The organism is Streptomyces sp. NBC_01622, assembly GCF_045209635.1.
GTDB lineage: Bacteria > Actinomycetota > Actinomycetes > Streptomycetales > Streptomycetaceae > Streptomyces.
The window spans coordinates 5,762,743-5,788,129 of the sequence record NZ_CP109293.1; the positions used below are offsets into that span (position 1 = coordinate 5,762,743).

At 68.0% G+C, this 25,387-nt stretch carries 22 protein-coding genes; 12 read left to right on the top strand and 10 right to left on the bottom strand.

What is annotated here, in order from left to right:
- Positions 1 to 263: 263 nt before the first annotated feature.
- From OH768_RS26440 to OH768_RS26455, 4 genes are all read left to right on the top strand, one after another.
- A complete protein-coding gene (locus OH768_RS26440) occupies positions 264 to 950 on the top strand; it encodes a helix-turn-helix transcriptional regulator (RefSeq protein ID WP_406457573.1) in 687 nt (228 codons plus the stop codon).
- 44 nt (positions 951 to 994) lie between these two features.
- On the top strand, positions 995 to 2,077 hold the full coding sequence (locus OH768_RS26445; protein ID WP_200713261.1) for an inositol-3-phosphate synthase: 1,083 nt from the start codon (positions 995 to 997) through the stop codon (positions 2,075 to 2,077).
- A 75-nt stretch (positions 2,078 to 2,152) separates the two neighbouring features.
- Positions 2,153 to 3,430 carry an MFS transporter gene (locus tag OH768_RS26450; RefSeq protein ID WP_406457575.1) on the top strand — a complete coding sequence of 426 codons (1,278 nt, stop codon included), beginning with the start codon at positions 2,153 to 2,155 and terminating at the stop codon, positions 3,428 to 3,430.
- 120 nt (positions 3,431 to 3,550) lie between these two features.
- Entirely contained in the window at positions 3,551 to 4,093 is a 543-nt protein-coding gene (locus OH768_RS26455; RefSeq protein WP_406457577.1) for a hypothetical protein, read from the top strand.
- A gap of 103 nt (positions 4,094 to 4,196) precedes the next feature.
- Here the strand turns inward: OH768_RS26455 and OH768_RS26460 are convergent, their stop codons facing one another.
- Positions 4,197 to 5,663: a CCA tRNA nucleotidyltransferase gene (locus tag OH768_RS26460; RefSeq protein ID WP_406457579.1), complete on the bottom strand. Its 1,467-nt coding sequence runs from the start codon at positions 5,661 to 5,663 to the stop codon at positions 4,197 to 4,199.
- 258 nt (positions 5,664 to 5,921) lie between these two features.
- Here OH768_RS26460 and OH768_RS26465 point away from each other — a divergent pair, with 258 nt between their 5' ends.
- The 7 genes from OH768_RS26465 to trxA all read left to right on the top strand — a co-directional run bounded on the left by OH768_RS26465 (position 5,922) and on the right by trxA (position 15,668).
- Entirely contained in the window at positions 5,922 to 8,324 is a 2,403-nt protein-coding gene (locus tag OH768_RS26465) for a DUF6049 family protein (protein WP_406457581.1), read from the top strand.
- A gap of 46 nt (positions 8,325 to 8,370) precedes the next feature.
- Positions 8,371 to 10,623: a murein biosynthesis integral membrane protein MurJ gene (gene murJ / locus OH768_RS26470; protein ID WP_406457583.1), complete on the top strand. Its 2,253-nt coding sequence runs from the start codon at positions 8,371 to 8,373 to the stop codon at positions 10,621 to 10,623.
- A 118-nt stretch (positions 10,624 to 10,741) separates the two neighbouring features.
- A complete protein-coding gene (locus tag OH768_RS26475; protein WP_406457585.1) occupies positions 10,742 to 12,457 on the top strand; it encodes a protein kinase family protein in 1,716 nt (571 codons plus the stop codon).
- Positions 12,458 to 12,483: 26 nt separating this feature from the next.
- Positions 12,484 to 13,212, top strand: a complete 729-nt coding sequence (gene sigM, locus OH768_RS26480) for an RNA polymerase sigma factor SigM (protein ID WP_406457587.1) — start codon at positions 12,484 to 12,486, stop codon at positions 13,210 to 13,212.
- On the top strand, positions 13,209 to 14,153 hold the full coding sequence (locus OH768_RS26485) for an anti-sigma factor family protein (protein WP_406457589.1): 945 nt from the start codon (positions 13,209 to 13,211) through the stop codon (positions 14,151 to 14,153). The genes sigM and OH768_RS26485 overlap by 4 nt, the downstream gene beginning before the upstream one ends.
- A gap of 171 nt (positions 14,154 to 14,324) precedes the next feature.
- Complete coding sequence (trxB, locus tag OH768_RS26490) at positions 14,325 to 15,293, top strand: thioredoxin-disulfide reductase (RefSeq protein WP_406457591.1); 969 nt, start codon at positions 14,325 to 14,327, stop codon at positions 15,291 to 15,293.
- A 42-nt stretch (positions 15,294 to 15,335) separates the two neighbouring features.
- Positions 15,336 to 15,668, top strand: coding sequence for a thioredoxin (gene trxA, locus OH768_RS26495; protein WP_007383275.1), 333 nt, complete (start codon positions 15,336 to 15,338; stop codon positions 15,666 to 15,668).
- 74 nt (positions 15,669 to 15,742) lie between these two features.
- Here the strand turns inward: trxA and OH768_RS26500 are convergent, their stop codons facing one another.
- From OH768_RS26500 to rpmH, 9 genes are all read right to left on the bottom strand, one after another.
- The gene (locus OH768_RS26500; protein WP_406457594.1) at positions 15,743 to 16,360 is read right to left on the bottom strand and encodes a GNAT family N-acetyltransferase; all 618 of its coding nucleotides are present in this window, start codon (positions 16,358 to 16,360) and stop codon (positions 15,743 to 15,745) included.
- 326 nt (positions 16,361 to 16,686) lie between these two features.
- A complete protein-coding gene (locus tag OH768_RS26505; RefSeq protein ID WP_406457596.1) occupies positions 16,687 to 17,787 on the bottom strand; it encodes a ParB/RepB/Spo0J family partition protein in 1,101 nt (366 codons plus the stop codon).
- On the bottom strand, positions 17,784 to 18,857 hold the full coding sequence (locus tag OH768_RS26510; protein WP_406465451.1) for a ParA family protein: 1,074 nt from the start codon (positions 18,855 to 18,857) through the stop codon (positions 17,784 to 17,786). The genes OH768_RS26505 and OH768_RS26510 overlap by 4 nt, the downstream gene beginning before the upstream one ends.
- A gap of 263 nt (positions 18,858 to 19,120) precedes the next feature.
- The gene (gene rsmG, locus OH768_RS26515) at positions 19,121 to 19,837 is read right to left on the bottom strand and encodes a 16S rRNA (guanine(527)-N(7))-methyltransferase RsmG (protein WP_317882806.1); all 717 of its coding nucleotides are present in this window, start codon (positions 19,835 to 19,837) and stop codon (positions 19,121 to 19,123) included.
- Between the two features lie 135 nt (positions 19,838 to 19,972).
- Positions 19,973 to 20,488, bottom strand: a complete 516-nt coding sequence (locus OH768_RS26520; protein ID WP_019073357.1) for a R3H domain-containing nucleic acid-binding protein — start codon at positions 20,486 to 20,488, stop codon at positions 19,973 to 19,975.
- Between the two features lie 15 nt (positions 20,489 to 20,503).
- A complete protein-coding gene (gene yidC, locus OH768_RS26525; protein ID WP_406457599.1) occupies positions 20,504 to 21,784 on the bottom strand; it encodes a membrane protein insertase YidC in 1,281 nt (426 codons plus the stop codon).
- A gap of 3 nt (positions 21,785 to 21,787) precedes the next feature.
- Entirely contained in the window at positions 21,788 to 22,141 is a 354-nt protein-coding gene (gene yidD / locus OH768_RS26530) for a membrane protein insertion efficiency factor YidD (protein WP_019073355.1), read from the bottom strand.
- Positions 22,138 to 22,509, bottom strand: coding sequence for a ribonuclease P protein component (gene rnpA / locus OH768_RS26535; protein ID WP_078532680.1), 372 nt, complete (start codon positions 22,507 to 22,509; stop codon positions 22,138 to 22,140). The genes yidD and rnpA overlap by 4 nt, the downstream gene beginning before the upstream one ends.
- A gap of 21 nt (positions 22,510 to 22,530) precedes the next feature.
- Positions 22,531 to 22,668, bottom strand: coding sequence for a 50S ribosomal protein L34 (gene rpmH / locus OH768_RS26540; protein ID WP_006381191.1), 138 nt, complete (start codon positions 22,666 to 22,668; stop codon positions 22,531 to 22,533).
- A 399-nt stretch (positions 22,669 to 23,067) separates the two neighbouring features.
- Here rpmH and dnaA point away from each other — a divergent pair, with 399 nt between their 5' ends.
- Positions 23,068 to 24,987 (top strand): chromosomal replication initiator protein DnaA, encoded by a 1,920-nt coding sequence (gene dnaA, locus OH768_RS26545; RefSeq protein ID WP_406457602.1) that lies wholly within the window; start codon positions 23,068 to 23,070, stop codon positions 24,985 to 24,987.
- Positions 24,988 to 25,387: the final 400 nt, after the last annotated feature.

Consider the following 25,387-nt stretch of genomic DNA (forward strand, 5'->3'; position numbering starts at 1 on the left):
GGGGACGTTGACGCCCCCACGCGTCACTTGGTTCCCGGTGGTGTGCATGCCGCACAGACTACGCACCGTCAAAACCTGCTTAGCCCCGAAGTTCACCCCAAATCAGGCAACTTGCTTCCAACGAATCAGTGATGTGACGCCGCTCACCATCTCCCCACTTGTCGCATCTGGAAGGCCGTTCTATCGTCTGGATGTATCGAGTCGATACATCAGCTCGGCATAAAGGCCGTCATGGTCGGACCGCGGACAGAGAGGAGGCAACGATGAGCCGACGTTCCGGCATCCTCGAGTTCGCCATCCTCGGTCTGCTCCGCGAATCCCCGATGCACGGCTATGAGCTGCGCAAACGACTCAATACGTCACTGGGTGTGTTCCGTGCGTTCAGCTACGGGACGCTCTATCCCTGCCTCAAGACGCTGGTCGCCAACGGCTGGTTGATCGAGGAGTCGGGGAACACTCCTGAGGACGCCCTCACGGCCACACTCGCGGGGCGTCGCGCCAAGATCGTCTACCGGTTGACGGCGGAAGGTAAGGAGCACTTCGAGGAGTTGCTCTCGCAGACGGGACCCGACGCGTACGAGGACGAACATTTCGCCGCTCGTTTCGCCTTCTTCGGGCAGACGTCACGCGACGTACGCATGCGCGTATTGGAGGGCCGCCGCAGCCGGCTGGAGGAGCGTCTGGAGAAGATGCGTGCCTCCCTGGCGCGGACCCGGGAGCGCCTCGACGACTACACCCTTGAGCTCCAGCGCCACGGAATGGAGTCCGTGGAGCGCGAAGTGCGCTGGCTGAACGAGCTCATCGAGAGCGAGCGGGCCGGACGTGACCTGAAGGGTCCCGTTCCGGACGGCACCGCTCAGCAGGACAGCACATCTGGGGAGTCGGGCGGCCTGCCCCGGCTCGGGGGTGCCACCCCCGGGCCGGATCCGTCCGATGACACCACCACATGAGGTCCAGTCAGGGCCTCACCTCGCACACACAGGGAGCAACCGGAATGGGTTCGGTTCGCGTAGCCATCGTCGGCGTGGGCAACTGCGCCGCCTCACTGGTACAGGGCGTCGAGTACTACAAGGACGCCGATCCGGCGGCCAAGGTGCCGGGTCTGATGCACGTCCAGTTCGGCGACTACCACGTCGGTGACGTCGAGTTCGTCGCCGCGTTCGACGTCGACGCGAAGAAGGTCGGCCTCGACCTCTCCGACGCCATCGGTGCCAGTGAGAACAACACCATCAAGATCTGCGACGTCCCGAACAAGGGCGTCACGGTCCAGCGCGGTCACACCCTCGACGGCCTGGGCAAGTACTACCGCATGACGATCGAGGAGTCCGACGAGACTCCGGTCGACGTGGTCCAGATCCTCAAGGACAAGCAGGTCGACGTCCTGATCTGCTACCTGCCCGTCGGTTCCGAGGACGCGGCGAAGTTCTACGCCCAGTGCGCCATCGACGCCAAGGTCGCCTTCGTCAACGCCCTCCCGGTCTTCATCGCCGGCACCAAGGAGTGGGCCGACAAGTTCACCGAGGCCGGTGTCCCGATCGTCGGCGACGACATCAAGTCGCAGGTCGGCGCCACCATCACGCACCGTGTGATGGCGAAGCTGTTCGAGGACCGCGGTGTCCGCCTTGAGCGCACGATGCAGCTGAACGTCGGCGGCAACATGGACTTCAAGAACATGCTGGAGCGCGACCGCCTGGAGTCCAAGAAGATCTCGAAGACGCAGGCCGTCACCTCGCAGATCCCGGACCGCGACCTGGGCGAGAAGAACGTCCACATCGGCCCGTCGGACTACGTCCAATGGCTCGACGACCGCAAGTGGGCCTACGTCCGTCTCGAGGGCCGTGCCTTCGGCGACGTCCCGCTTAACCTCGAGTACAAGCTCGAGGTCTGGGACTCCCCGAACTCCGCGGGTGTCATCATCGACGCCCTGCGCGCCGCGAAGATCGCCAAGGACCGCGGCATCGGCGGCCCGATCCTCTCCGCGTCGAGCTACTTCATGAAGTCCCCGCCGGTCCAGTACTTCGACGACGAGGCCTACGCCAACGTCGAGAAGTTCATCAAGGGCGAGGTCGAGCGCTAGGACCCGCCGGTCCGGTCGTCGAGGGTCCCCGGGGCATTCCGTCCGGGGACCCTCCTCGTATGTGAGGTTGTGCCCATGGCCGTCGTCCGTGACCTGCGCGTCCTTCTGCGCTTCCAGGGCTTCCGGCGCCTGCTCGCCGTACGACTGCTCTCCCAGGGCGCGGACGGCGTCTACCAGGTCGCACTCGCCGCCTACGTCGTCTTCTCCCCGGAGAAACAGACCTCGGCCACCGCGATCGCCTCCGCAATGGCGGTCCTGCTCCTCCCGTACTCCCTCATCGGTCCCTTCGCCGGCGTCCTCCTGGACCGCTGGCGCCGCCGCCAGGTCTTCCTCTACGGCAACCTGCTGCGCGCCCTGCTGGCCGCGGCCACCGCCGTCCTGATGGTGAGCCATGTCCCGGACTGGCTCTTCTACGTCTCCGCTCTGTGCGTCACTGCCGTCAACCGCTTCGTCCTCGCCGGCCTGTCCGCCGCGCTCCCTCGCGTGACCGACGGCGAACGGCTCGTCCTCGCCAACTCCCTTTCCCCCACGGCCGGAACACTGGCGGCGACCGCAGGCGGCGGCCTCGCCTTCGTCGTCCGGCTGCTGGTCGCGGACACCGACGCCACGGTGGTTTTGCTGGGCGCCGCCCTGTATCTGTGCGCGGCCCTGGCCTCCTTGCGCATGGCCCCCGAACTCCTCGGCCCCGACCTCGCGTTGACCCGGCCCCGACTGGCAACAGCCCTCGCCGGCACCACCCGGGACCTGAGAGCGGCGCTACGGCATCTCGCCGCACCGCAGCGCCGTGAGGCGGTCCGGGCTCTCCTCGCGATGACACTGATGCGCTTCTGCTACGGCGCCCTGACGGTCCTGCTGCTGATGCTCTGCCGGTACGCCCTGTCGTCGACCCCGGACGACGGACTGCGCCTGCTGGGGCTGGCATTGGGGGTCTCCGGCGCCGGCTTCTTAGTGGCCGCCGTGGTGACACCCTGGGCCGCCGGACGACTGGGCCCCGGCCGCTGGATCGCCGTGTGCGCCGCGGGCGCCGCGGTCCTGGAGCCGGCCCTCGGCCTCCCGTTCACCACCGCCCCGATGCTGGCGGCGGCCTTCGTCCTGGGCCTGACCACGCAGGGCGCGAAGATCGCCACGGACACGATCGTGCAGTTCTCGGTCGACGACGGCTTCCGCGGCCGGATCTTCTCCGTCTACGACGTCCTGTTCAACGTCGCCTTCGTCGGCGCGGCGGCGATGGCCGCCCTGATGCTGCCGCCGGACGGCCGCTCGATGACGCTGGTGGTCACGGTCGCCGTTATCTACTCGACGGTTGCTGCGGCTATGGCCCACTTTGAGCGCCGGAAAGTGTCACATCACTGATACGGAGTCGATCCGGGTCACAGCGGTGTCAGTGGGTGCCGGTAACTTACGTGCGTCTTACTTCGCACCATGCCGCGTGCCATGCCGCGTCATGCGCCCACGTTCCAGGGGGGACCCCGAATGACAACTCCGCCGCCTCAGAGCCCGAACCCATACGCCCAGGGCCAGCAGCCCTACGGCCAGCCCCAGGCGCAGGCTCCGTACCCGCCCCAGGGCCAGGCCCCGTACCCGCCCCAGGGCGGCTACCCGCAGCAGCCGGGCCAGCCCGGGTTCCCCCCGCAGGGCGCGGCTCCGTTCGAACCGGTCCTGGCGCAGCCCAGGCGCCGGTTCAGCCCCAAGCTGATCCGGCTCGCCATCATCATCGTGATCGGTATAGGCGCAGCCATCTACGGCGTCATATCGAGTCAGAACGACGCCGACACGGCGAAGGTCGGCGACTGCATGCACCGCGGCAGCACCAGCGACACCAACCCGGACCTCCAAGTCGTGAAGTGCAGCGACGCGAAGGCCCAGTACACGGTGCTGGCCAAGATCAGCGGCAACTACTCCGAGGCTGAGGCGCAGACCAAGTGCGCGGCGGCAGCGAAGGACTTCCAGTACTCGTACACCGAGAGCGGTGACGGCAGCGACTTCCTGCTCTGCCTGAAGGACTACAAGAAGTAAGGCAGTTGCGGCGCGGGGCGGTGTCTCATGTTTCACGTGAAACACCGCCCCTGATGCTGTCCGGGGTCATGTTTCACGTGAAACATGACCCCGTTCCATGGCCTCAGCTCTCCGAGGCCCACCACTCCTTGAGCGCGGCCACCGCCGCCTCATGCTCCATCGGCCCGTTCTCCAGCCGCAGTTCGAGCAGGAACTTGTAGGCCCGACCGATGGCCGGCCCCGGCGTCACGCCCAGGATCTCCATGATCTGGTTGCCGTCGAGGTCAGGACGGATCGAGTCCAGCTCCTCCTGCTCCTGAAGCTGCGCGATGCGTTCCTCCAGCCCGTCATAAGCCCGGGACAGCGCGGCAGCCCTGCGCTTGTTCCGTGTGGTGCAGTCCGAGCGGGTCAGCTTGTGGAGTCGGTCCAGGAGCGGGCCGGCGTCACGGACGTAGCGCCGGACCGCCGAGTCGGTCCACTCGCCGGTGCCGTAGCCATGGAAACGCAGGTGGAGTTCGACGAGACGCGAGACGTCCTTCACCAGCTCGTTGGAGTACTTGAGCGCGAGCATGCGCTTCTTGGTCATCTTCGCGCCGACCACTTCGTGGTGGTGGAAGGAGACCCGGCCGTCGTTCTCGAAGCGGCGGGTGCGCGGCTTGCCGATGTCGTGCAGCAGCGCGGCAAGCCGGAGCGTCAGGTCGGGACCGTTCTCCTCCAGTTCGATGGCCTGCTCCAGCACGATCAGCGTGTGTTCGTAAACGTCCTTGTGCCGGTGGTGCTCGTCGCTCTCCAGGCGCAGGGCGGGCAGCTCGGGCAGGACATGGTCGGCGAGACCGGTGTCCACGAGCAGCGCCAGACCCTTGCGGGGGTGGGCGGAGAGGATCAGCTTGTTCAGCTCGTCCCGCACCCGCTCGGCCGAGACGATCTCGATCCGCCCGGACATCTCCTTCATGGCCGTGACGACCCCGGGAGCGACCTCGAAGTCGAGCTGCGCGGCGAAGCGTGCCGCTCGCATCATCCGCAGGGGATCGTCCGAGAAGGACGCCTCGGGAGTACCCGGGGTACGCAGCACCCGGGCCGCGAGGTCGCCGAGACCGCCGTACGGGTCGATGAACTCCTTCTCCGGGAGTGCGACAGCCATCGCGTTCACCGTGAAGTCGCGCCGGACGAGGTCCTCCTCGATGGAGTCGCCGTACGACACCTCGGGCTTGCGCGAGGTCCGGTCGTACGCCTCCGACCGATAGGTGGTCACCTCGATCTGGAAGCTCCGGTCGACGTCTCCGACGCGGGCGTCCTTCTGCACGCCCACCGTACCGAAGGCGATCCCGACCTCCCAGACGGCATCCGCCCACGGCCGGACGATCTTCAGTACGTCCTCGGGCCGCGCGTCCGTCGTGAAGTCCAGGTCATTGCCGAGCCGGCCGAGCAGCGCGTCGCGGACCGACCCGCCGACCAGGGCGAGGGAGAACCCGGCCTCCTGGAAGCGGCGGGCCAGGTCGTCGGCGACGGGAGCCACCCGCAGCAGTTCGCTCACCGCGCGATGCTGCACCTGGCTCAGGGCACTGAGGTTGTCTTCGTTGGCGTTCGGCACAACAGAAAAGGGTACGTGGCCCGGGCGACCCCGGGCGCCTCCATTAAACTTGCACGGACATGTCACCTGATATCGGCGCAAGCACAGCCCTTGCGACGTACCGGGGTGCTCCTCTTTATACGCACACATACGGGACGCACCGATATCGATCTGCGATCTTGTGGAGCAGTCCGCGGCACTTCCCCTCAGCGCGCATCGTTACCATGCGTGGACGCACATTGCGACGACCACTGACGATGACGAGGGACGGGCGAGCGCGTGGCCGAGGCGGCAGACTTCCAGGGGACGTGTCCCTCACCTGCCCGCCGGTGGCTGCGGCGCACCGGCGCACTGCTCGCCGGGGCGCCTCTACTGGCCGGCCTCCTCCAGCTGTCCGTCGTCGTGCCCGCCGGCGCTACCGAGCAGACTTCCGCGCGGGCCGCCTCCGGCTCGCAGACGGTGTCCGTCTCCGTGGACACGCTCACCCCCAGTGCCCCCACGGACGGGGACACGCTGACCGTCTCCGGGACGGTGACGAACAACGGCAAGCAGGCGGTCACCGACGCCCATGTGGGCCTGCGCCTGGGACAGGCACTGAGCACCCGCTCGGCGATCGACAGCTTCGCTCAGCGCACCGACTTCGTGCAGGGTGTCGACGGCTCGGAGATCGACGACAAGTACACCCAGAAGTTCTCCAAGCTCACTCCGGGCGTCGCCGAGCCCTTCACCCTCTCCGTGCCGGTCGACAAGCTGGGCCTGGGCGACGACGGCGTCTACCCGCTCGGTGTCTCGCTCTCCGGTCAGACCTCCGCCCAGCCGTGGGACCAGGTGCTGGGCATCCAGCGGACGTTCCTGCCGTGGCAGCCCGACGACGCGGACACGAAGACGAAGACGACGTTTCTGTGGCCGCTCGTCTCCACCGTCCACATGACGGCACAGACGGGTTCCAACGAACAGCAGACGCCGGTCTTCCTCAACGACGACCTCGCCAAGGAGATCGCCCCGGGCGGCCGGCTCGACCAGATGATCTCCCTGGGCAAGGACCTGGACGTCACCTGGGTGATCGACCCGGACCTGCTGGCCTCCGTCGACGCGATGACCCGCAGCTACAAGATCCAGGGCGACGGCGGCACCACCACGACCGGCACCCACCAGGCGGTCGCCAAGGCGTGGCTGGCCCAGCTGCAGTCCGCGGTGGCGGACAAGGAGGTCGTCGCCCTCCCCTTCGCCGACCCGGACCTGGCGTCCCTCGCCCACAACGGCACCAGCGTCACCGGCTCGCTGAGCCATCTCAAGGACGCCACGGGCGTCGCCGCGACCACCGTGGAAACGGTGCTCCACGTGACACCGACCACCGACTTCGCGTGGCCGGTGAGCGGCGCCGTGGACCCGTCGATCATCAAGGTCGCCACCTCGGCCGGCGCCGACAAGGTGATCACCCGCAGCGACAGCCTCCAGGAGACCGGCGGCCTGCCGTACACGCCCTCCGCGGCCCGCCCCATCGGTGGCGGTACGACGGCGGTGGTCGCCGACGCGCGCCTCTCGACGGCGTTCGAGGGCGATCTGACGAAGGCCGGGGCGGCCACGCTCGCCGAGCAGGAGTTCCTGGCCCAGAGCCTGGCGCTGGGCCTGCAGACGGACAAGCAGCGCAGCATCGTCGTCGCCCCGCAGCGCATCCCGACCGCGAGCCAGGCCCAGGCGATGGCCGAGGCACTGACGGCCCTTCAGGGCAGCACCTGGACCGAGTCGCAGGATCTCGCCGCGGCGGCCAAGGCCAAGCCGGACGCGGGTGCCACCACGAAGATCCCGTCGTCCTCCAGGTACCCCTCCTCGCTGCGCAAGCAGGAGCTGCCGAGGTCGGCCTTCGAGGAGATCGCGACCACTCAGGACAAACTCGACAACTTCCAGGTGATCCTCAGCAACGAGGCCCGCGTGGTGACCCCCTTCGGGCGGGCCATGAACCGTGAGATGTCCACGTCGTGGCGCGGCCGGGCAGGAGAGGCGGAGAACTTCCGCCAGGGCGTGCTGGGTTATCTCGACGACCTCATCGACCAGGTCAAACTGATCGACAAGTCCGAGACCAAGCTCTCGGGCCGCAGCGCCACGATCCCCGTGACCGTGCAGAACAACCTGGTGCAGGGCGTCGACCACCTGATCCTGCGCCTCACCTCGACGAACCCCACGCGCCTCAAGATCGGCGGCAAGGCCTACACGGAGCAGCGGGTCACGGTCAACGGCGGGCACAGTCAGTCGGTGAAGTTCACCACGACGGCCAACGCCAACGGCAAGGTGGGCGTGGTCGCCCAGCTGTACACGGAGGACGGCCAGGAGTACGGGCAGGCCGTCAACTTCGACGTGAAGGTCACCGAGGTCACCGCCACAGTGATGCTGGTCATCGGCGGCGGTGTCCTGCTGCTCGTCCTGGCCGGCTTCCGGATGTACACGCACCGCAAGCGCGCCGCCGCCCGCCAGGCCGAGGAGGAGGGTCCCGACGGGCCCGACGACGCGGCGGGCGAAGCACCCGAGGGCCCGGAGAACCCCGAGGGCCCGCAGGACCGTCTCCAGGAGGAGTCCGGCACTCCGTCCCGGGCAGAAGACCCGGAGCACCCGAGTGACCTGACACCGGACACCGCACCGGAAAGCGCCGACCCGTCCGGCACGGGTGAGAGAGTGGACCGTTGAGCGATGTCGTGGCCGGTGGGCCCGGGGACGATGAGGTGGGGTAACCATGAACGCGCCGTACGACGGTGACCGCGGTCAGGGCGCGGGCAGCTCGGGCTACCCCGAGGGTCCGCCGCCCGAACACGGCCAGGTGCCGCCGCAGCCCCCCGCGGACATGTATCTCCAGGACGCCTACGACCAGGACCCCTACCGGGCGCAGGACCTCTCCGCCCAGGACCCGGTCGCCGAGGCGCTCTACGACCGCGCCGCACACCCCCCGCCGCCTCCGGGCACGTACCAGCCACAGCCTCCGCTCTACGCCCAGCCGCCCCAGTCCCCGTACGCCCCCGACCCCCGCGTGTGGGCGCAGACCCCGGCGCCCGAGCCCGAAGGTCCGACCCAGTACCTGCCCTACGGCGACGACGCCCGCACGACGCGGTTCGTGGGCGTCGACGACCTGGTGACCGGGGCCGGCGAGGACTACCAGGAGCCGGACGCCTTCGCCCACCTCTTCCGGGACCAGGGCCAGGGCGGCGGACGCCCGTCGATGGATCCCCCGGCGGTCCCCGGCCCGTCCCCGGCACCGCCCTCGGACCAGGCACCCCTCGCGCCGACCCCGGCGCCGATGTCCGACGCCACGATGCAGCTCACCCCGACGGCACCGGCGCCCTCGGCCGCTCCCAAGAAGGGCGGGCGGGCCGGCGGGCTCCTGAAGTCGAGCGCCGTGATGGCGGCGGGCACGATGGTCTCCCGCCTGACCGGCTTCGTCCGCTCCGCGCTGATCGTCTCGGCCCTCGGTGTCGGCCTGCTCGGTGACACCTTCCAGGTCGCCTACCAGCTGCCGACGATGATCTACATCCTGACCGTCGGCGGCGGTCTCAACTCCGTCTTCGTGCCGCAGCTCGTGCGCGCCATGAAGGAGGACGAGGACGGCGGCGAGGCGTTCGCCAACCGGCTGCTGACCCTGGTCATGGTGGCGCTGGGCGCACTGACCGCGCTGGCGGTCTTCGCGGCCCCCCTCCTGGTCCGCCTGCTGTCGGTGAAGGTCGCCAACGACCCGGCCGCCAACGAGGTCGCCGTCACCTTCACCCGCTACTTCCTGCCCTCGATCTTCTTCATGGGCATCCATGTGGTGATGGGCCAGATCCTCAACGCGCGCGGCAAGTTCGGCGCGATGATGTGGACCCCGGTCCTGAACAACGTCGTCATCATCGTGACGCTCGGCATGTTCATCTGGGTCTACGGCACCGCGGCGAACTCCGGCATGAAGGTCACGACGATCCCGCCGGAGGGCCAACGGCTCCTCGGTATCGGCGTTCTCCTCGGCCTCGTCGTCCAGGCCCTCGCGATGATCCCGTACCTCCGGGAGACCGGCTTCCGGCTGCGGCTGCGCTTCGACTGGAAGGGCCACGGCCTCGGCAAGGCCGCGATGCTCGCCAAGTGGACCGTCCTGTTCGTCCTGGCCAACCAGGCGGGCGCGCTGGTCGTCACCCAGCTCTCCACGGCCGCGGGCAACGACACGAAGGTCGACGGCACCGGCTTCGCCGCCTACGCCAACGCCCAGCTGATCTGGGGTCTGCCGCAGGCGATCATCACCGTGTCCCTGATGGCCGCCCTGCTGCCGCGCATCTCGCGCTCGGCCGCCGAGGGCGACGGCGGCGCCGTCCGCGACGACATCTCCCAGGGCCTGCGGACCACGGCCGTCGCGATCGTGCCCGTCGCCTTCGGCTTCCTGGCGCTCGGCATCCCGATCTGCACCCTGATCTTCGGCTCCTCGGGCACCAGTTCAGCCACGAACATGGGTTTCATGCTGATGGCCTTCGCCCTCGGCCTGATCCCGTACTCGGTGCAGTACGTCGTCCTGCGTGCCTTCTATGCCTACGAAGACACCCGGACGCCCTTCTACAACACCGTCATCGTCGCCGCGGTCAACGCGGGCGCCTCGGCGGTCTGCTACTTCGTGCTCCCGGCCCGCTGGGCCGTGGTCGGCATGGCGGCCTCGTACGGCCTCGCGTACGCGACCGGTGTCGGAGTCGCCTGGAACCGGCTGCGCAAGCGGCTCAACGGCGACCTGGACGGCGCTCGCGTGCTGCGGACGTACGCTCGGCTCGGTATCGCCTCGGTGCCGGCCGCACTGCTCAGTGGTGCGGCCTGCTACGGGATCGGACATACGCTCGGCCAGGGTGTCGTCGGCTCGTTCGCCGCGCTTCTGGTGGGCGGTGCCGTACTGCTCGGAGTCTTCTACATCGCCGCCCGCCGCATGCGTATCGAGGAGCTCAACTCCCTCGTCGGCATGGTGCGCGGGCGCTTGGGGCGCTGAGCCGGGGGCACATGCACAACCATCGTCCGCCGCTGTGTGTCGTGCATAGCGGCAGACTGTGGGCACAATTGGTTTCGGCGTCGGACAGCGTGCAACGGATGGGGAGGCAGGAGCGGCGGTGGCGGAACGGAGCACGGCTGCCGTCGACGTGGCAGACAACAGCGGCGACAAGCCGCTGACCGCCCAGGCGGACCAGTCCACGGCCGACGGGGTGGCCCAGAACCCGGAGCGGGACACGGACAGCGACGAGGCACAGGGGAGTGGCGGGATCGAGGAAACCGGGAAGGCCTCACCTCCCGAACTGCACAGCGGGCACAAGCTCGCCAGACGCTATCGCCTCGAAGAGTGCGTCACCCGTCTGGACGGCTTCAGCAGTTGGCGTGCGGTGGACGAGAAACTCCGCCGTGCCGTTGGTGTGCACATCCTGCCCGCGGACCATACGCGGGCCCGCTCGGTACTGGCCGCGGCCCGTTCCTCGGCGCTGCTGGGCGATCCCCGTTTCGTCCAGGTCCTGGACGCCGTGGAGGAGAACGACCTCGTCTACGTCGTGCACGAATGGCTGCCCGACGCCACGGAACTGACGGCGCTTCTGGCGCCCGCCCCGCTGGAGGCGCACGACGCCTACCAGATGGTCAGTCAGATCGCCTCGGCGATGGCCGCCGCCCACCGGGAAGGCCTCGCCCATCTGCGCCTGAACCCGAACGCGGTGCTGCGCACCTCGTCCGGCCAGTGGCGTATCCGGGGCCTGGCCGTCAACGCCGCGCTGCGCGGCATCAGTTCGGACACCCCGCAGCGCACGGACACCGAGGCGATCGGCGCCCTGCTGTACGCCGCTCTCACCCAGCGCTGGCCGTACGAGAGCGACGCCTACGGCCTGTCCGGGCTGCCCAAGGGCGTCGGTCTCATCGCCCCCGACCAGGTGCGCGCAGGTGTCCACCGAGGTCTCTCGGAGCTCGCCATGCGCGCGCTCGCCAACGACGGTGCCACAGCCTCCCGGCACGAAGCGGCGTGCACCACCCCGGAGGAGCTGGTGAAGGCGATCGGCGAGATGCCCCGCATCCGCCCGCCGGAGCCCGCGTTCACCGCACCTCCCGAATACCAGCGCACGACCTACCAACAAGGCTCGTACGGCCGCCCCGCGCCACGTCCCGGTGCCACCCAGGCGGTGCCGACCCCGCCGCCCCCGCTGCAGAGCCGCACCGGCAAGGCACTCAAGTGGGCCGTGTCCGCGCTGCTGATCGCCGCGCTGGGCCTGGGCAGTTGGCAGCTCGCGGACGCTCTGATGGATCAGGGCAACAAGTCCGAGGACACGAAGCAGACGCAGACGACGGACGGGAACGACAAGAGCGGCGGCAAGACCAAGCCGGTCAAGACGCTCTCCGTCCAGGCCGCCCAGGAGTTCGTGGCGAAGGGCGACGCCCAGCACCCCAACGACGTCGACAAGACGTACGACGGCGACCCGTCGACGTACTGGCGGACCTCCAGCTTCCTAGGGGGCCCGGTGCTCGCGCCGTACAAGCCGGGCGTGGGCATCGTCTACGACCTCGGTTCGGCGCAGGACGTCTCCACGGCGACCATAGGGCTCTACTACAGCGGCGATCACACGACGGTGAAGCTGTACGCGGCCGACTCGCTGTCGTCCTCCTCCCTGGACTCCATGACGCAGATCGGCACCGTCACGACGACCGGGACTAGTGCGACGGTGAAGGTCACCAAGCAGGTGAAGACCCGGTACGTTCTTGTCTGGCTCACCGCTCTGCCGCACGCGGCGAGCGACCGGTACAGCGATGCCGGCTACAAGCAGGCCATCACCGACGTGAAGTTCACGGGCTGACGTCCCACCGAAGGGGAGGGGGTCCGATGGCGGAAGGCGCCGGACACGACGGCATGAGCGATCAGGACCTGCTCGCCCGTCATGTCGAAGGCGACCCGGACGCCTTCGGTGAGCTCGTACGTCGCCACCGGGACCGTCTCTGGGCCGTGGCCCTCCGCACGCTCGGTGACCGCGAGGAGGCCGCTGACGCGGTCCAGGACGCCCTGGTCTCCGCCTACCGGGCCGCCCACACCTTCCGCGGCCAGTCGGCCGTCACGACGTGGCTGCACCGGATCACCGTGAACGCCTGCCTGGACCGCGCCCGCAAGGCCGCCTCCAGGAAGACGTCTCCGGTCGACGACACCGAGCGCCTCGAACAGCTTCTGGAACCGCACGAGTCGGCCGCCGCCCCGGCGGAGCGCAACGACCTGCACCGCCAACTGCTGGAAGCCCTGGGCACGCTCCCGCCCGACCAGCGCGCCGCCCTCGTCCTCGTGGACATGCAGGGCTACCCGGTCGCCGAGGCCGCCCGCATGCTCGATGTGCCGACGGGCACGGTGAAGAGCCGCTGCGCACGCGGAAGAGCCAGACTGCTTCCGCTCCTCACCCATCTGCGGCCGGAAAGAGCCGCTGACGACGAGGAACCGGGCGCACGACGGAACCGGGCGCAGGGGACATCCGTCCCACCGGCAGCGGGCCCACGCGAATCGTCGGGTCCCAAGGATGCAGGGCCGAGCGATTCAGCTGCTGTGAAGGGCGGAGGTGGGCGAGCGTGACATCCACGACGGACACGGCCGGGCACCCGGATGTCGCGGAGATCTCCGACCTCACCGAGGGCCTCCTCCCGCCGTCCAGGACGACTGAGGTACGACAGCATCTGGACGAGTGCGAGCTCTGTGCGGATGTCTTTGACTCGCTGGAGGAGATCCGGGGACTGCTGGGCACACTGCCCGGCCCACCGCGGATGCCCGCCGAGATCGCGGGCCGTATCGACGCGGCCCTCGCCGCGGAAGCTCTGCTGGGTGCCACCGCCCCCGAGGTCCTGGCCGCGCCAACTTTGGTGAGCGCCTCCCGATCGGTGTCCGGCGAGGACACCGGGACGCACGTTTCACGTGAAACATCGCCTCAGGCGGACCGCCCGTCGGGACGTGCGCATGCGGCGACCGGTCCCGGACGCAAGGAGCGGAGTCGCGGCGGTCGTCGCGGGAGGATCGTCCTCGGAGCCGTGTTCACGGCAGCCGTTCTCGGAGCCGGTTCTCTCTTCCTCCAGTCGCTGGGCGACCACAAGACGTCCGACGCGGCTCATGGAAACCCGACCAGCGCCGCGGACACCTTCTCGAAGGGGAAGTTGGAGAGCGAGGTCGCGGATCTCCTCTCCACGAAGACCGCCACGAGTCGGAGCGCCGACACCGGAGGCTCCTGGAACGCCGCGACTGTGCCGGACGGTCCGAAGTCCTCCGTCAAGACCCCCCAAACCCTGATCCAGCCCTCCGGCACCATCCCGAAGTGCATCAGGCAGGGGATCAACCGCGGTGACGAGGATGTGCTCGGCGCCAAGAAGGGCACCTACAACGGGAATGCCGCGTATCTCGTGGTGCTGCCCGACGCTTCCGACAGCACCCGGGTCACGGCCTATGTCGTCGACGCGGCCTGTGTCAGTGGGCAGACATCCGCCCCTGGCAAGGTTCTTCTGATTCGGTCATACGCGCGTTCCTGACTTCGGACGTCTCATCGCCGACCGGCGTGGTACTTCCCTCCTGTGTGCCGTCTCCGTGTGCCCGGACACACCGGGAATGCGGGCCCCGTAGGATCCGTTGGGTGGGGTGGAGGCTCCGACAGGGGCACCCACCGGTCGTACTGACGCAGTCCAGAGACGAGGAACCAAGCCGTGAGCGACGTCCGAAACGTGATCATCATCGGCTCCGGGCCCGCCGGCTACACGGCGGCGCTCTACACCGCGCGCGCGTCGCTGAAGCCGCTGGTGTTCGAGGGCGCCGTCACCGCCGGTGGCGCACTGATGAACACCACCGAGGTCGAGAACTTCCCGGGCTTCCAGGACGGCATCATGGGCCCCGAGCTCATGGACAACATGCGCGCCCAGGCCGAGCGGTTCGGCGCCGAGCTGATCCCGGACGATGTGGTCTCCGTCGACCTGACCGGTGAGATCAAGACCGTCACGGACACCTCGGGCACCGTGCACAAGGCGAAGGCCGTCATCGTCACCACCGGCTCGCAGCACCGCAAGCTGGGCCTGCCGAACGAGGACGCGCTCTCCGGCCGGGGTGTCTCCTGGTGTGCCACGTGTGACGGGTTCTTCTTCAAGGACCAGGACATCGCCGTCATCGGTGGCGGCGACACGGCGATGGAGGAGGCGACCTTCCTCTCCCGCTTCGCCAAGTCCGTGACGATCGTGCACCGCCGGGACAGCCTGCGTGCCTCCAAGGCGATGCAGGAGCGTGCCTTCGCCGACCCGAAGATCAAGTTCGTCTGGGACAGCGAGGTCGCCGAGATCGAGGGAGACCCGAAGCTGGCCGGCCTCAAGCTACGCAACCTGAAGACCGGGGAACTCGCGGACCTCGCGGTGACGGGTCTGTTCATCGCGATCGGCCACGACCCCCGCACGGAGCTCTTCAAGGGCCAGCTGGACCTGGACGGAGAGGGGTACCTGAAGGTCGAGGCGCCCTCGACCCGGACCAACCTGACCGGTGTCTTCGGCGCCGGTGACGTCGTCGACCACACCTACCGCCAGGCGATCACCGCCGCCGGCACCGGCTGCTCCGCGGCTCTCGACGCCGAGCGTTTCCTCTCCGCCCTCGCGGACGAGGAGAAGGCAGAGCCCGCGAAGACCACCGTCTGACCCCCATCCGCCCCACCGCACGATCAAGTTAAGGAGCCCGCCGTGGCCGGCACTCTGAAGAATGTGACCGACGATTCCTTCGAGCAGGACGTCCTCAAGAGCGACAAGCCCGTCCTCGTGGACTTCTGGGCCGCCTGGTGCGGTCCGTGCCGTCAGATCGCTCCGTCCCTCGAAGCCATCGCCGCCGAGTACGGCGACAAGATCGAGATCGTCAAGCTCAACATCGACGAGAACCCGGGTACGGCCGCCAAGTACGGCGTGATGTCCATCCCGACCCTGAACGTCTACCAGGGTGGCGAGGTCGCCAAGACCATTGTTGGTGCGAAGCCGAAGGCCGCGATCGTCCGCGACCTTGAGGACTTCATCGCCGAGTGATGTTTCACGTGAAACATGGATGGGCCGACTCCCCGGAGTCGGCCCATTTGCTTTGGAGTTGTCCCTAACCTCTCCTAGAGCGGTCGCAGCGCTGGTTCCTTCTGTACGGCCCCCAGCAGCCGGTCGAGCGCCAGCTCCACGTCCTCCTTCCAGGAGAGCGTTGTGCGCAGCTCCAGCCTCAGTCGTGGATGGGCGGGATGCGGGCGGACCGTCTTGAAGCCCACAGCGAGCAGATGGTCGGCAGGCAGTATGCAGGCAGGCTCTTTCCAGCGGGTGTCGCCGAAGGCCTCGATCGCCTTGAAGCCCCGCCGCAGCAGATCCTTGGCGACCGTCTGGACCATGACCCGGCCCAGCCCCTGTCCCTGATAGCCCGGCATGATGAACGCCGTCATCAGCTGTACGGCGTCCGGCGAGACGGGGCTCGTGGGAAACGCCGTGGAGCGAGGAACATAGGCGGGAGGCGCGTAGAGGACGAAGCCCACCGGCACATCATCGACGTAGACGACCCGCCCGCAGGAGCCCCAGTCCAGTAGGACAGCGGAGATCCAGGCTTCCTTCTCCAAGGCCGTCGTGCCCGCTCTTACCGCGGCCTGGCCGCTGACGGGGTCCAGCTCCCAGAAGACGCACGACCGGCAACGCTGGGGAATGTCCGGGAGGTTGTCCAACGTGAGCGGTACGAGCCGACGCCCCATGAAGGCTGATCCTCGCTTCCTTCGCCCGCAGCGTCGCGGGCGGCTGTCAGAGCGCTGCGTTCCCTGAGCAGACTGCCGACGAATCCGCCGACCGCTCCCAGGCCCAGACCCGCGCTCACCAGTCCGGTGCGGCTCACCGTTCGCATGGCCCCTGCCTCCCCTAAGAGGTGCTGCCAGGTGGATGCGCCATACCCGAGCGCATCGTATCCATGATGCGATTCCATCGATACCGACAGAAAGCAAAGAGCGAGCCGTGTTCCGGTACACACCGGACACGGCCCGCTCCGCAGGTCGGACGAACGAAACCCATGGCGTGGGCGGACGGCTCAGGCCTCGTCCTCCGAGTCGTCGTCCAGCAGGCTCCGCTGCAGGACCGGCCCCTCACCCGGGGCCAGCGAGCCGAGGATCCGCTCAAGGTCCTCCATCGAGGCGAACTCGACAGTGATCTTGCCCTTCTTCTGCCCCAGGTCGACCTTCACCCGGGTCTCGAAGCGATCCGAGAGGCGCGTGGCGAGGTCGGACAGCGCCGGGGAGACCAAGGCGCCGGCCCGCGGTCCCTTGGAACGCTGAGCGGTCTGGGGCCGTGAACCCATCAGGGTCACGATCTCCTCGACGGCCCGCACGGAGAGCCCCTCCGCCACAATCCGGTGAGCCAGCCGGTCCTGCTCCTCCGAGTCGTCCACGGAGAGCAGCGCCCGGGCATGGCCGGCGGAGAGCACTCCGGCCGCGACCCGGCGTTGGACCGACGGCGAGAGCTTCAGCAGACGCAGGGTGTTGGAGACCTGCGGGCGGGAGCGCCCGATACGGTCCGCCAGCTGATCATGCGTGCAGTTGAAGTCCTTGAGCAACTGATCGTAGGCAGCCGCTTCTTCGAGCGGGTTCAGCTGGGCGCGGTGCAGGTTCTCCAGGAGGGCGTCCAGGAGAAGCTTCTCGTCGTCCGTGGCCCGGACGATCGCCGGGATCGCATCGAGCCCCGCCTCACGGCAGGCCCGCCAGCGCCGCTCGCCCATGATGAGCTCGTAGCGCGTCGGGGCGATCTGCCGTACGACGACGGGCTGGAGGAGACCGACCTCCTTGATGGAGGTGACGAGCTCCTGCAGCGCGTCCTCGTCGAAGACCTCACGCGGCTGGCGGGAGTTCGGCGTGATGGAGTCGAGAGGCAGCTCGGCGAAGTGGGCACCGATGGGAGGCGCGAACGTCTCCACGGCGCCGTAAGACGGCTCCTCTGTGTCGTAGGAGGCCGGCGGCAAGGTGGTGACCTTCGCCGCGGCCACCCCTCGGTCGCCGGTGATGACCGGAACGGCCGCGGGGGACACGGAAGCGGTGCCGCCTCCCATGGCGGCCGGAGCCACCGTCTTCTCCCCGGTCGGGGCTGCGGGGATCAGTGCGCCGAGCCCACGGCCCAAACCCCTCCGTCGCTCGCTCACTGGATGTCCTCCACCATGCTCTGGTCGCTCTGCGCGCCGATGTGCCCATGTGGTGCGTCGTAGCTGACGCCCACACCCTTCAGTGCGATTTCCCTTGCTGCCTCAAAGTAGGAGAGGGCACCGCTCGATCCGGGATCGTAGGTCAGTACCGTCTGCCCATAACTCGGCGCCTCGGAGATACGGACCGAGCGGGGAATGCTCGTCCGCAGCACCTCGTCGCCGAAGTGGCTGCGCACCTCGTCCGCGACCTGGGACGCGAGACGCGTCCTGCCGTCGTACATGGTGAGCAGGATGGTCGACACATGCAGGTTGGGGTTGAGGTGCCCCCGCACCAGGTCGACATTGCGGAGCAGTTGTCCGAGGCCCTCCAGCGCGTAGTACTCGCACTGGATCGGGATGAGGACCTCCGCACCGGCGACCAGTGCATTGACCGTCAGCAAGCCGAGCGAGGGCGGACAGTCGATGAGGATGTAGTCCAGCGGCTGCTCGTAGGCCTGAATCGCCCGCTGCAGTCTGCTCTCTCTCGCCACCAGGGACACCAGCTCGATCTCCGCACCGGCGAGATCGATCGTGGCAGGGGCACAGAAGAGACCTTCGACATCGGGAACCGGCTGCACGACCTCGGAGAGAGGCCTGCTGTCGACCAACACGTCATAGATGGAAGGGACTTCCGCGTGATGATCGATCCCCAGCGCCGTAGAGGCGTTGCCCTGTGGGTCGAGGTCGACCACCAGAACACGGGCACCGTGCAGTGCCAGCGAGGCGGCAAGATTGACGGTCGTCGTCGTCTTGCCCACCCCGCCCTTCTGGTTGGCGACAACCATGATTCGGGTCTGCTCAGGTCGCGGCAGGCCCTCGCCCGCACGACCTAGGGCTTCCACAGCCAATTGGGCAGCACGACCGATGGGAGTGTCGTCCATAGGGGGCGGTGTTTCACGTGAAACATCCTCCCCCATCGACTCGGTACGGGGACCGGGGACCGGATCGGTCATCGGTCCCGCGATGTTGGCGTCGGACCGCAAGGATTCACTCTCCTCGACTTCAGGCTCGCAATGAACAGAGCCTCCCATGTCTTCAGGGTCGTGAACCAGTGAGGCCTGTTGTTCTGTGGAGAATTCCACCTCTGTGGACAACTCCGTGCCCTCTCCGAGTGATCCGAGAGGCTTCCGATCGCGGGGTTCGGCCGCGCGGCTGCGGCTGATGATGCCGTGGAGCAGTGAGCGACGTTTCACGTGAAACACGATGCACAGCAGCCGAGGCCGAACTGTCCGCGACACTCCGGCATGCGTAGGTTAGGCAGCTTGTGTGGAGTAAGTCTCGTCGTCAGGACGGATCAGCGACGGCGGCGAGTCCGTCCGGTGCGCGCCGCCTTCGCACGTTTGGCGGCGAAGCGAACACCACCGGGACTCTCCCCTACTTCGACGCGCACGACCGTGGACAGCGGATCAACGATGCCCTCGCCCACATGGAGGATGGATGTCTCCACAGCGCCGAGCTTGCTCAGGGCCGTTGCCGCCGCCTTGAGCTCTTCCTCGGCGGTGTCGCCCTTGAGGGCGAGCATCTCTCCGTAGGGACGCAGCAACGGGATGCCCCAGGTGGCCAGCCGGTCCAGCGGTGCCACGGCCCGGGCCGTCACCACATGGACTGGCTGCAGCTTGCCCATGACCTCCTCGGCCCGACCACGTACGACGGTCACATGGTCCAGGCCCAGCAGTTCGACGACCTCGGCGAGGAAGTTGGTCCGCCGCAGCAGGGGCTCCAGCAGCGTGATCTTCAGATCCTCCCGGACGAGCGCCAGGGGAATGCCTGGCAGGCCGGCTCCCGAACCGACGTCGCAGACGGTCACGCTCTCCGGCACGACCTCCGAGAGCACCGCACAGTTCAGGATGTGCCGTTCCCACAGGCGGGGCACCTCGCGTGGGCCGATGAGACCACGCTGCACGCCCGCGTCGGCGAGCAGCTCGGCGTATCGGACCGCATCCTCGAAGCGATCGCCGAACACCTCGCGCGCCTGCTCGGGCGCAGGGGGAAGCTCCGCTGCCTCCGTCACGGGGGACCGTCCTTCCGTACCGCAAAAGCGCATGGGGCGCTGACCATCAGGACCACCAGAACTACAGGACTATCAGGCTGACAAAGTTCGGCCCCGTCTGCTCAACAGACGGGGCCGGTGGAACGTGGGGACCGCTCAGGCGGGAAGCACGACGACGAAGCGCTGCGGCTCCTCGCCCTCCGACTCGCTGCGCAGTCCCGCGGCCTTGACGGCGTCGTGCACGACCTTGCGCTCGAACGGGGTCATCGGGTTCAGCTTCACCGGCTCACCGGTGTTCTTCACATCGGCCGCGGTCTTGGCGCCCAGCTCGGAGAGCTCGGTCCGCTTCTTGGCCCGGTAGCCGGCGATGTCCAGCATCAGCCGGCTGCGGTCCCCGGTCTCCCGGTGGACGGCCAGGCGGGTGAGCTCCTGGAGTGCTTCCAGCACCTCACCGTCACGGCCGACGAGCTTCTGCAGGTCGCGGCCACCGCTGTCGCTGATGATCGACACAGCGGCGCGGTCCGCCTCGACATCCATGTCGATGTCGCCGTCGAGATCGGCGATGTCGAGCAGACCCTCAAGGTAGTCCGCCGCGATCTCGCCCTCCTGCTCCAGGCGGGACAGGGTGTCTGCACCCTCGGCGGCGGCGGAGGTGGTGGTGCCTTCCGTCACGGGATGGACTCCTTCTTACTTCTTGGACGGGGACTTGGGCCGCTGCGGACCCTTGCGCTGTCCTGACTGGGCCTTGCTGCGGGTACCGCCGGCGGGCTTCGGGGCGGCCTTCTTGGCAGCGGTGGCGGGCTTGGCGTCCTCGGGTTCGTCCGACTTGCTCAGCGAGGTCTTCGGCTCGGCGTCGTCGGCCGTGTCGTCGGCCGACTTCGCGGCGGTCGACTGGCGCTGGGACTTGGTCTGCCGCTTGGGCTGCTGGCGCCGGGGAGCGGCCGTGGTGGGCGTGCCGTCCTCGGACTCCACCGCTGCCTCGCCCTTCACCACAGTCCCGTCGACCTGGGCCACGAGGCCCACCTTGGTGAGGCTGTTGATGAACTTGCGCTCGAACTCGTTGCGGTCGCGGCCCTTGGAGACGATCGCCTTGACGATGGCCTTCTCGCCCCGGCTGCGGGTCTTCTCGTGGTGCGTGACGTGCTTGGTCAGGCGCTCCAGGTAAGCGGCCTGGGCCTTGGAACCCGGGGTCGGGTTGTTGCGGATGACGTACATCTGCTGGCCCATGGTCCACACGTTGGTGGTCAGCCAGTAGACGAGGACACCGACGGGGAAGTTGATGCCGAAGATGGCGAACATGACCGGGAAGACGTACATCAGCATCTTCTGCTGCTGCATGAACGGTGTCTTCACCGTGGTGTCGACGTTCTTCGTCATCAGCTGGCGCTGCGTGTAGAACTGCGACGCCGACATCATCACGATCATGATCGCGGTGACGACCCGGACGTCGGTCAGCGTGGCACCGAGCGCCTCGACCTTGCTGCTGCCGTCCGTGAACTTCGCGGCGAGCGGGGCGCCGAAGATGTGCGCGTTACGCGCGCTGGCGAGCAGCGAGTCGTTGATGACGCCGATCGTCTTGCCCGTCGCGATGCCGTTGAGCACGTGGTACAGGGCGAAGAAGAACGGGGACTGCGCCAGGATGGGAAGGCACGAGGAGAGCGGATTGGTACCCGACTCCTTGTACAGCTTCATCATCTCTTCGGACTGACGCTGCTTGTCGTTCTTGTAGCGTTCCTGGATCTTCTTCATCTCGGGCTGCAGGGTCTGCATGGCCCGGGTCGCCTTGATCTGCTTCACGAAGAGCGGGATCAGGCAGATGCGGATCAGGATCACCAGGGACACGATGGACAGGCCCCAGGCCCAGCCCGTGTCGGGACCGAAGACCTTCCCGTACACCGAGTGGAACTGGACGATGACCCAGGAAACGGGTGTCGTGATGAAGCTGAAAAGACTGGCAATCGTGTCCACTAATCATGCTCCTTGGGCATGGGACGGTGTCTCTGCGGCCGGGCTCGAAGGACTCAGCCCTTCAGTGGCCGTTTCGGCGGCGGAGGTCCCGCCCTTGTCTGCGCGCCGTGCGCCTCGCAGCATCTCGTGCCACCTGGGTCGCTTGCGCGGCGGGACATGGTCCACACCGCCGAGCGACCACGGATTGCACCGCAGGATGCGCCAGGCCGTGAGCGCGGTGCCCTTGATCGCGCCGTGCCGGTCGATGGCCGTATAGCCGTAGTGGGAGCACGACGGGTAGTACTTGCACACCGGCCCGAGCAAAGGACTGATCGTCCACTGGTACAGCTTGATCAGCGCCAGTAGCGGGTACTTCATCGCGCGCCCCCTCCCAGCAGCCGCTGAACGGCGGCATCCAGGTCTTGGGCCAGCTGTGCATGGTCGGCGTCGCCCGCTCCGGGCAGCGCTCGTACGACTACCAGGCTACCGGGGGGAAACAGAGCGACTCGCTCACGCATCAGATGGCGAAGTCTGCGCTTCACTTTGTTCCGCACCACGGCGCCGCCCACTGCCTTGCTGACGACGAAACCCGCACGTGTCGGGGGAGCGCTCTCCCCTGGCGCGTGCGGGTCCGTGGCACCGCTACGAAAGTGGACGACGAGAAGCGGGCGGCCGGCCCGGCGACCCCGTCGTACCGCGGTCGCGAAGTCTTCGCGCCGCCTCAGCCGATGCTCGGTAGGCAGCACGACGTCATGACCTGATCGGGATCAGGCGGACAGGCTGGCGCGACCCTTGCCACGACGGTTCGCGAGAATCGCGCGACCGGCACGGGTACGCATCCGCAGGCGGAAGCCGTGGGTCTTGGCCCGACGACGGTTGTTCGGCTGGAAGGTGCGCTTGCTCACGAGGGGGCTCCAGAAATAAATCGGTGGTTGCGGGTGCCGTCCTGGCTGTCACCGTGCGCCCACGAGTAGCTCGCAGTAACGCCCGAGTGCACCGCTGACCGATCACCCACATGCGATCTGTGCCCATCGGAGGCAGGCGGCAGCAGCCATCGACAACTCGACCTGGTCACGGTACGCGGGGCTACGCCATCCGGTCAAACCAGCGGTCACAGCGAGACACTATCCACAGGCTGGGGACAACAACTTGAACCGCACCCGTCGCCCTGACTACCGTGGCTGGACTCTGATTCGTTCCTTTGTCCCCCGCCCCGACACCCTTTTCCCCTGCGTCCCACCCGATTTACATCCCGTCCCGTCCGCGAACCACACGTTCGTGGGACCCGTTAGAGAGCGTGCCCTGTGGCTGACGTACCTGCCGATCTTGCCGCAGTGTGGCCACGAGTGCTGGAGCAACTTCTCGGTGAGGGGCGTGGGCAGGGTGTCGAGACCAAGGACGAGCACTGGATCCGGCGCTGCCAGCCCCTGGCACTCGTCGCAGACACCGCCTTGCTCGCCGTACCGAACGAATTTGCGAAGGGCGTGCTCGAAGGCCGCCTCGCGCCGATCGTCAGCGAGACCCTGAGCCGCGAGTGCGGCCGGCCGATCCGTATCGCGATCACCGTCGACGACTCCGCCGGCGAGCCCCCGGGCCCGCCGGCGCCCCCCGCCCCGCCCCAGCGCCGCTACGAGGAACCCGAGCAGAACCGGGACCCGTACGAGGGCGGCTACGGCCGTCATCGCGCCGAGCCGCTCCCGGGCGGCCCCGGCGACCAGCTGCCCACCGCCCGCCCCGCCTACCCGTCGGAGTACCAGCGGCCCGAGCCCGGCGCCTGGCCGCGCCCGTCGCAGGACGACTACGGCTGGCAGCAGCAACGGCTCGGCTTCCCCGAGCGGGATCCGTACGCGTCACCGTCGTCCCAGGATCAGTACGGCTCGCCGTCCCCTGACCAGTACGGAGCACCGCCCCAGGACTCTTACAAGCCGCAGCAGGACCAGTACGCCCCGCCGGCTCAGGACTACCGCCCGCAGTCGATGGAGCGTCCGTCGTACGAGCAGCAGCGCGCGGAGTACGAGCAGTCGCGGGCCGAGTACGAGAAGTCCCGCGCGGAGTACAACCAGCGCGACGCGCGCCGCGATCTGTCCGACTCGCGCTCGTCGTCGAACTCCGGCCACGTGCACCGCGGCGGTCCGGGGTCGCCCGGGCCGCTGGGCTCGAAGCCCGCGCCGGCGGCCGGACCGGGTGAGCCGACCGCGCGCCTGAACCCGAAGTACCTCTTCGACACGTTCGTGATCGGCGCCTCGAACCGCTTCGCGCACGCCGCCGCGGTCGCCGTCGCCGAGGCGCCCGCGAAGGCGTACAACCCCCTTTTCATCTATGGGGAGTCGGGGCTCGGCAAGACGCACCTGCTGCACGCGATCGGGCACTACGCGCGGAGCCTGTACCCGGGCACGCGCGTGCGGTACGTGAGCTCGGAGGAGTTCACCAACGAGTTCATCAACTCGATCCGCGACGGCAAGGGCGACAGCTTCCGCAAGCGGTACCGCGAGATGGACATCCTTCTTGTCGACGACATCCAGTTCCTCGCGGACAAGGAGTCGACGCAGGAGGAGTTCTTCCACACCTTCAACACGCTCCACAACGCGAACAAGCAGATCGTGCTCTCCAGCGACCGGCCGCCGAAGCAGCTGGTCACGCTGGAGGACCGGCTGCGGAACCGTTTCGAGTGGGGCCTGATCACCGACGTCCAGCCGCCCGAGCTGGAGACCCGTATCGCCATCCTTCGTAAGAAGGCGGTGCAGGAGCAGCTCAACGCCCCGCCGGAGGTGCTGGAGTTCATCGCCTCCCGCATCTCGCGCAACATCCGCGAGCTGGAGGGGGCGCTGATCCGGGTGACGGCGTTCGCGTCGCTCAACCGGCAGCCGGTGGACCTCGGTCTCACCGAGATCGTCCTCAAGGACCTCATCCCGGGCGGCGAGGACTCGACCCCGGAGATCACCGCGTCGGCGATCATGGGCGCCACCGCCGACTACTTCGGCATCACGGTCGAGGACCTGTGCGGCAGCTCGCGCGGGCGCCAGCTGGTCACGGCCCGGCAGATCGCCATGTACGTGTGCCGCGAACTGACCGATCTCTCCCTGCCGAAGATCGGCGCGCAGTTCGGCGGTCGCGACCACACCACCGTCATGCACGCCGACCGCAAGATCCGCGCGCTGATGGCCGAGCGTCGCTCCATCTACAACCAGGTAACGGAACTGACCAACCGCATCAAGAACGGCTGACAGCAGCGCAGTTACGACGGCTAGGGCGCCCCGGGAGAGATCCCGGGGCGCCCTTCGTCATACCGGGAAGCGACTCCTGAGGCCACTCCTGAGCCAGGCTCCAGAGGCTTCAGGAGCCGATCCGGGACGTGTCCGCCGCCCATCCACAGCTGTGCGTAGACCGCCGGCTGTTCGAATACCCGCCGGGTTACGGCCGCCCTCCACAGATTTGGTGACTTTCTTCCGTCCACATCCTGGGGACCGCGAAGTTGTCCAGATCGTGTCCACAGGCGCCTCGGGTGAGAGACCATCGGTCCAGGTCAGGTGCTTGTGGATTCGTGGACAAAAGATCTCCACAGGCTGTGGACAAATCCGTGATCCACAGGCTGGGGACGGAGTTGTCCACCGACAACCCACAGGC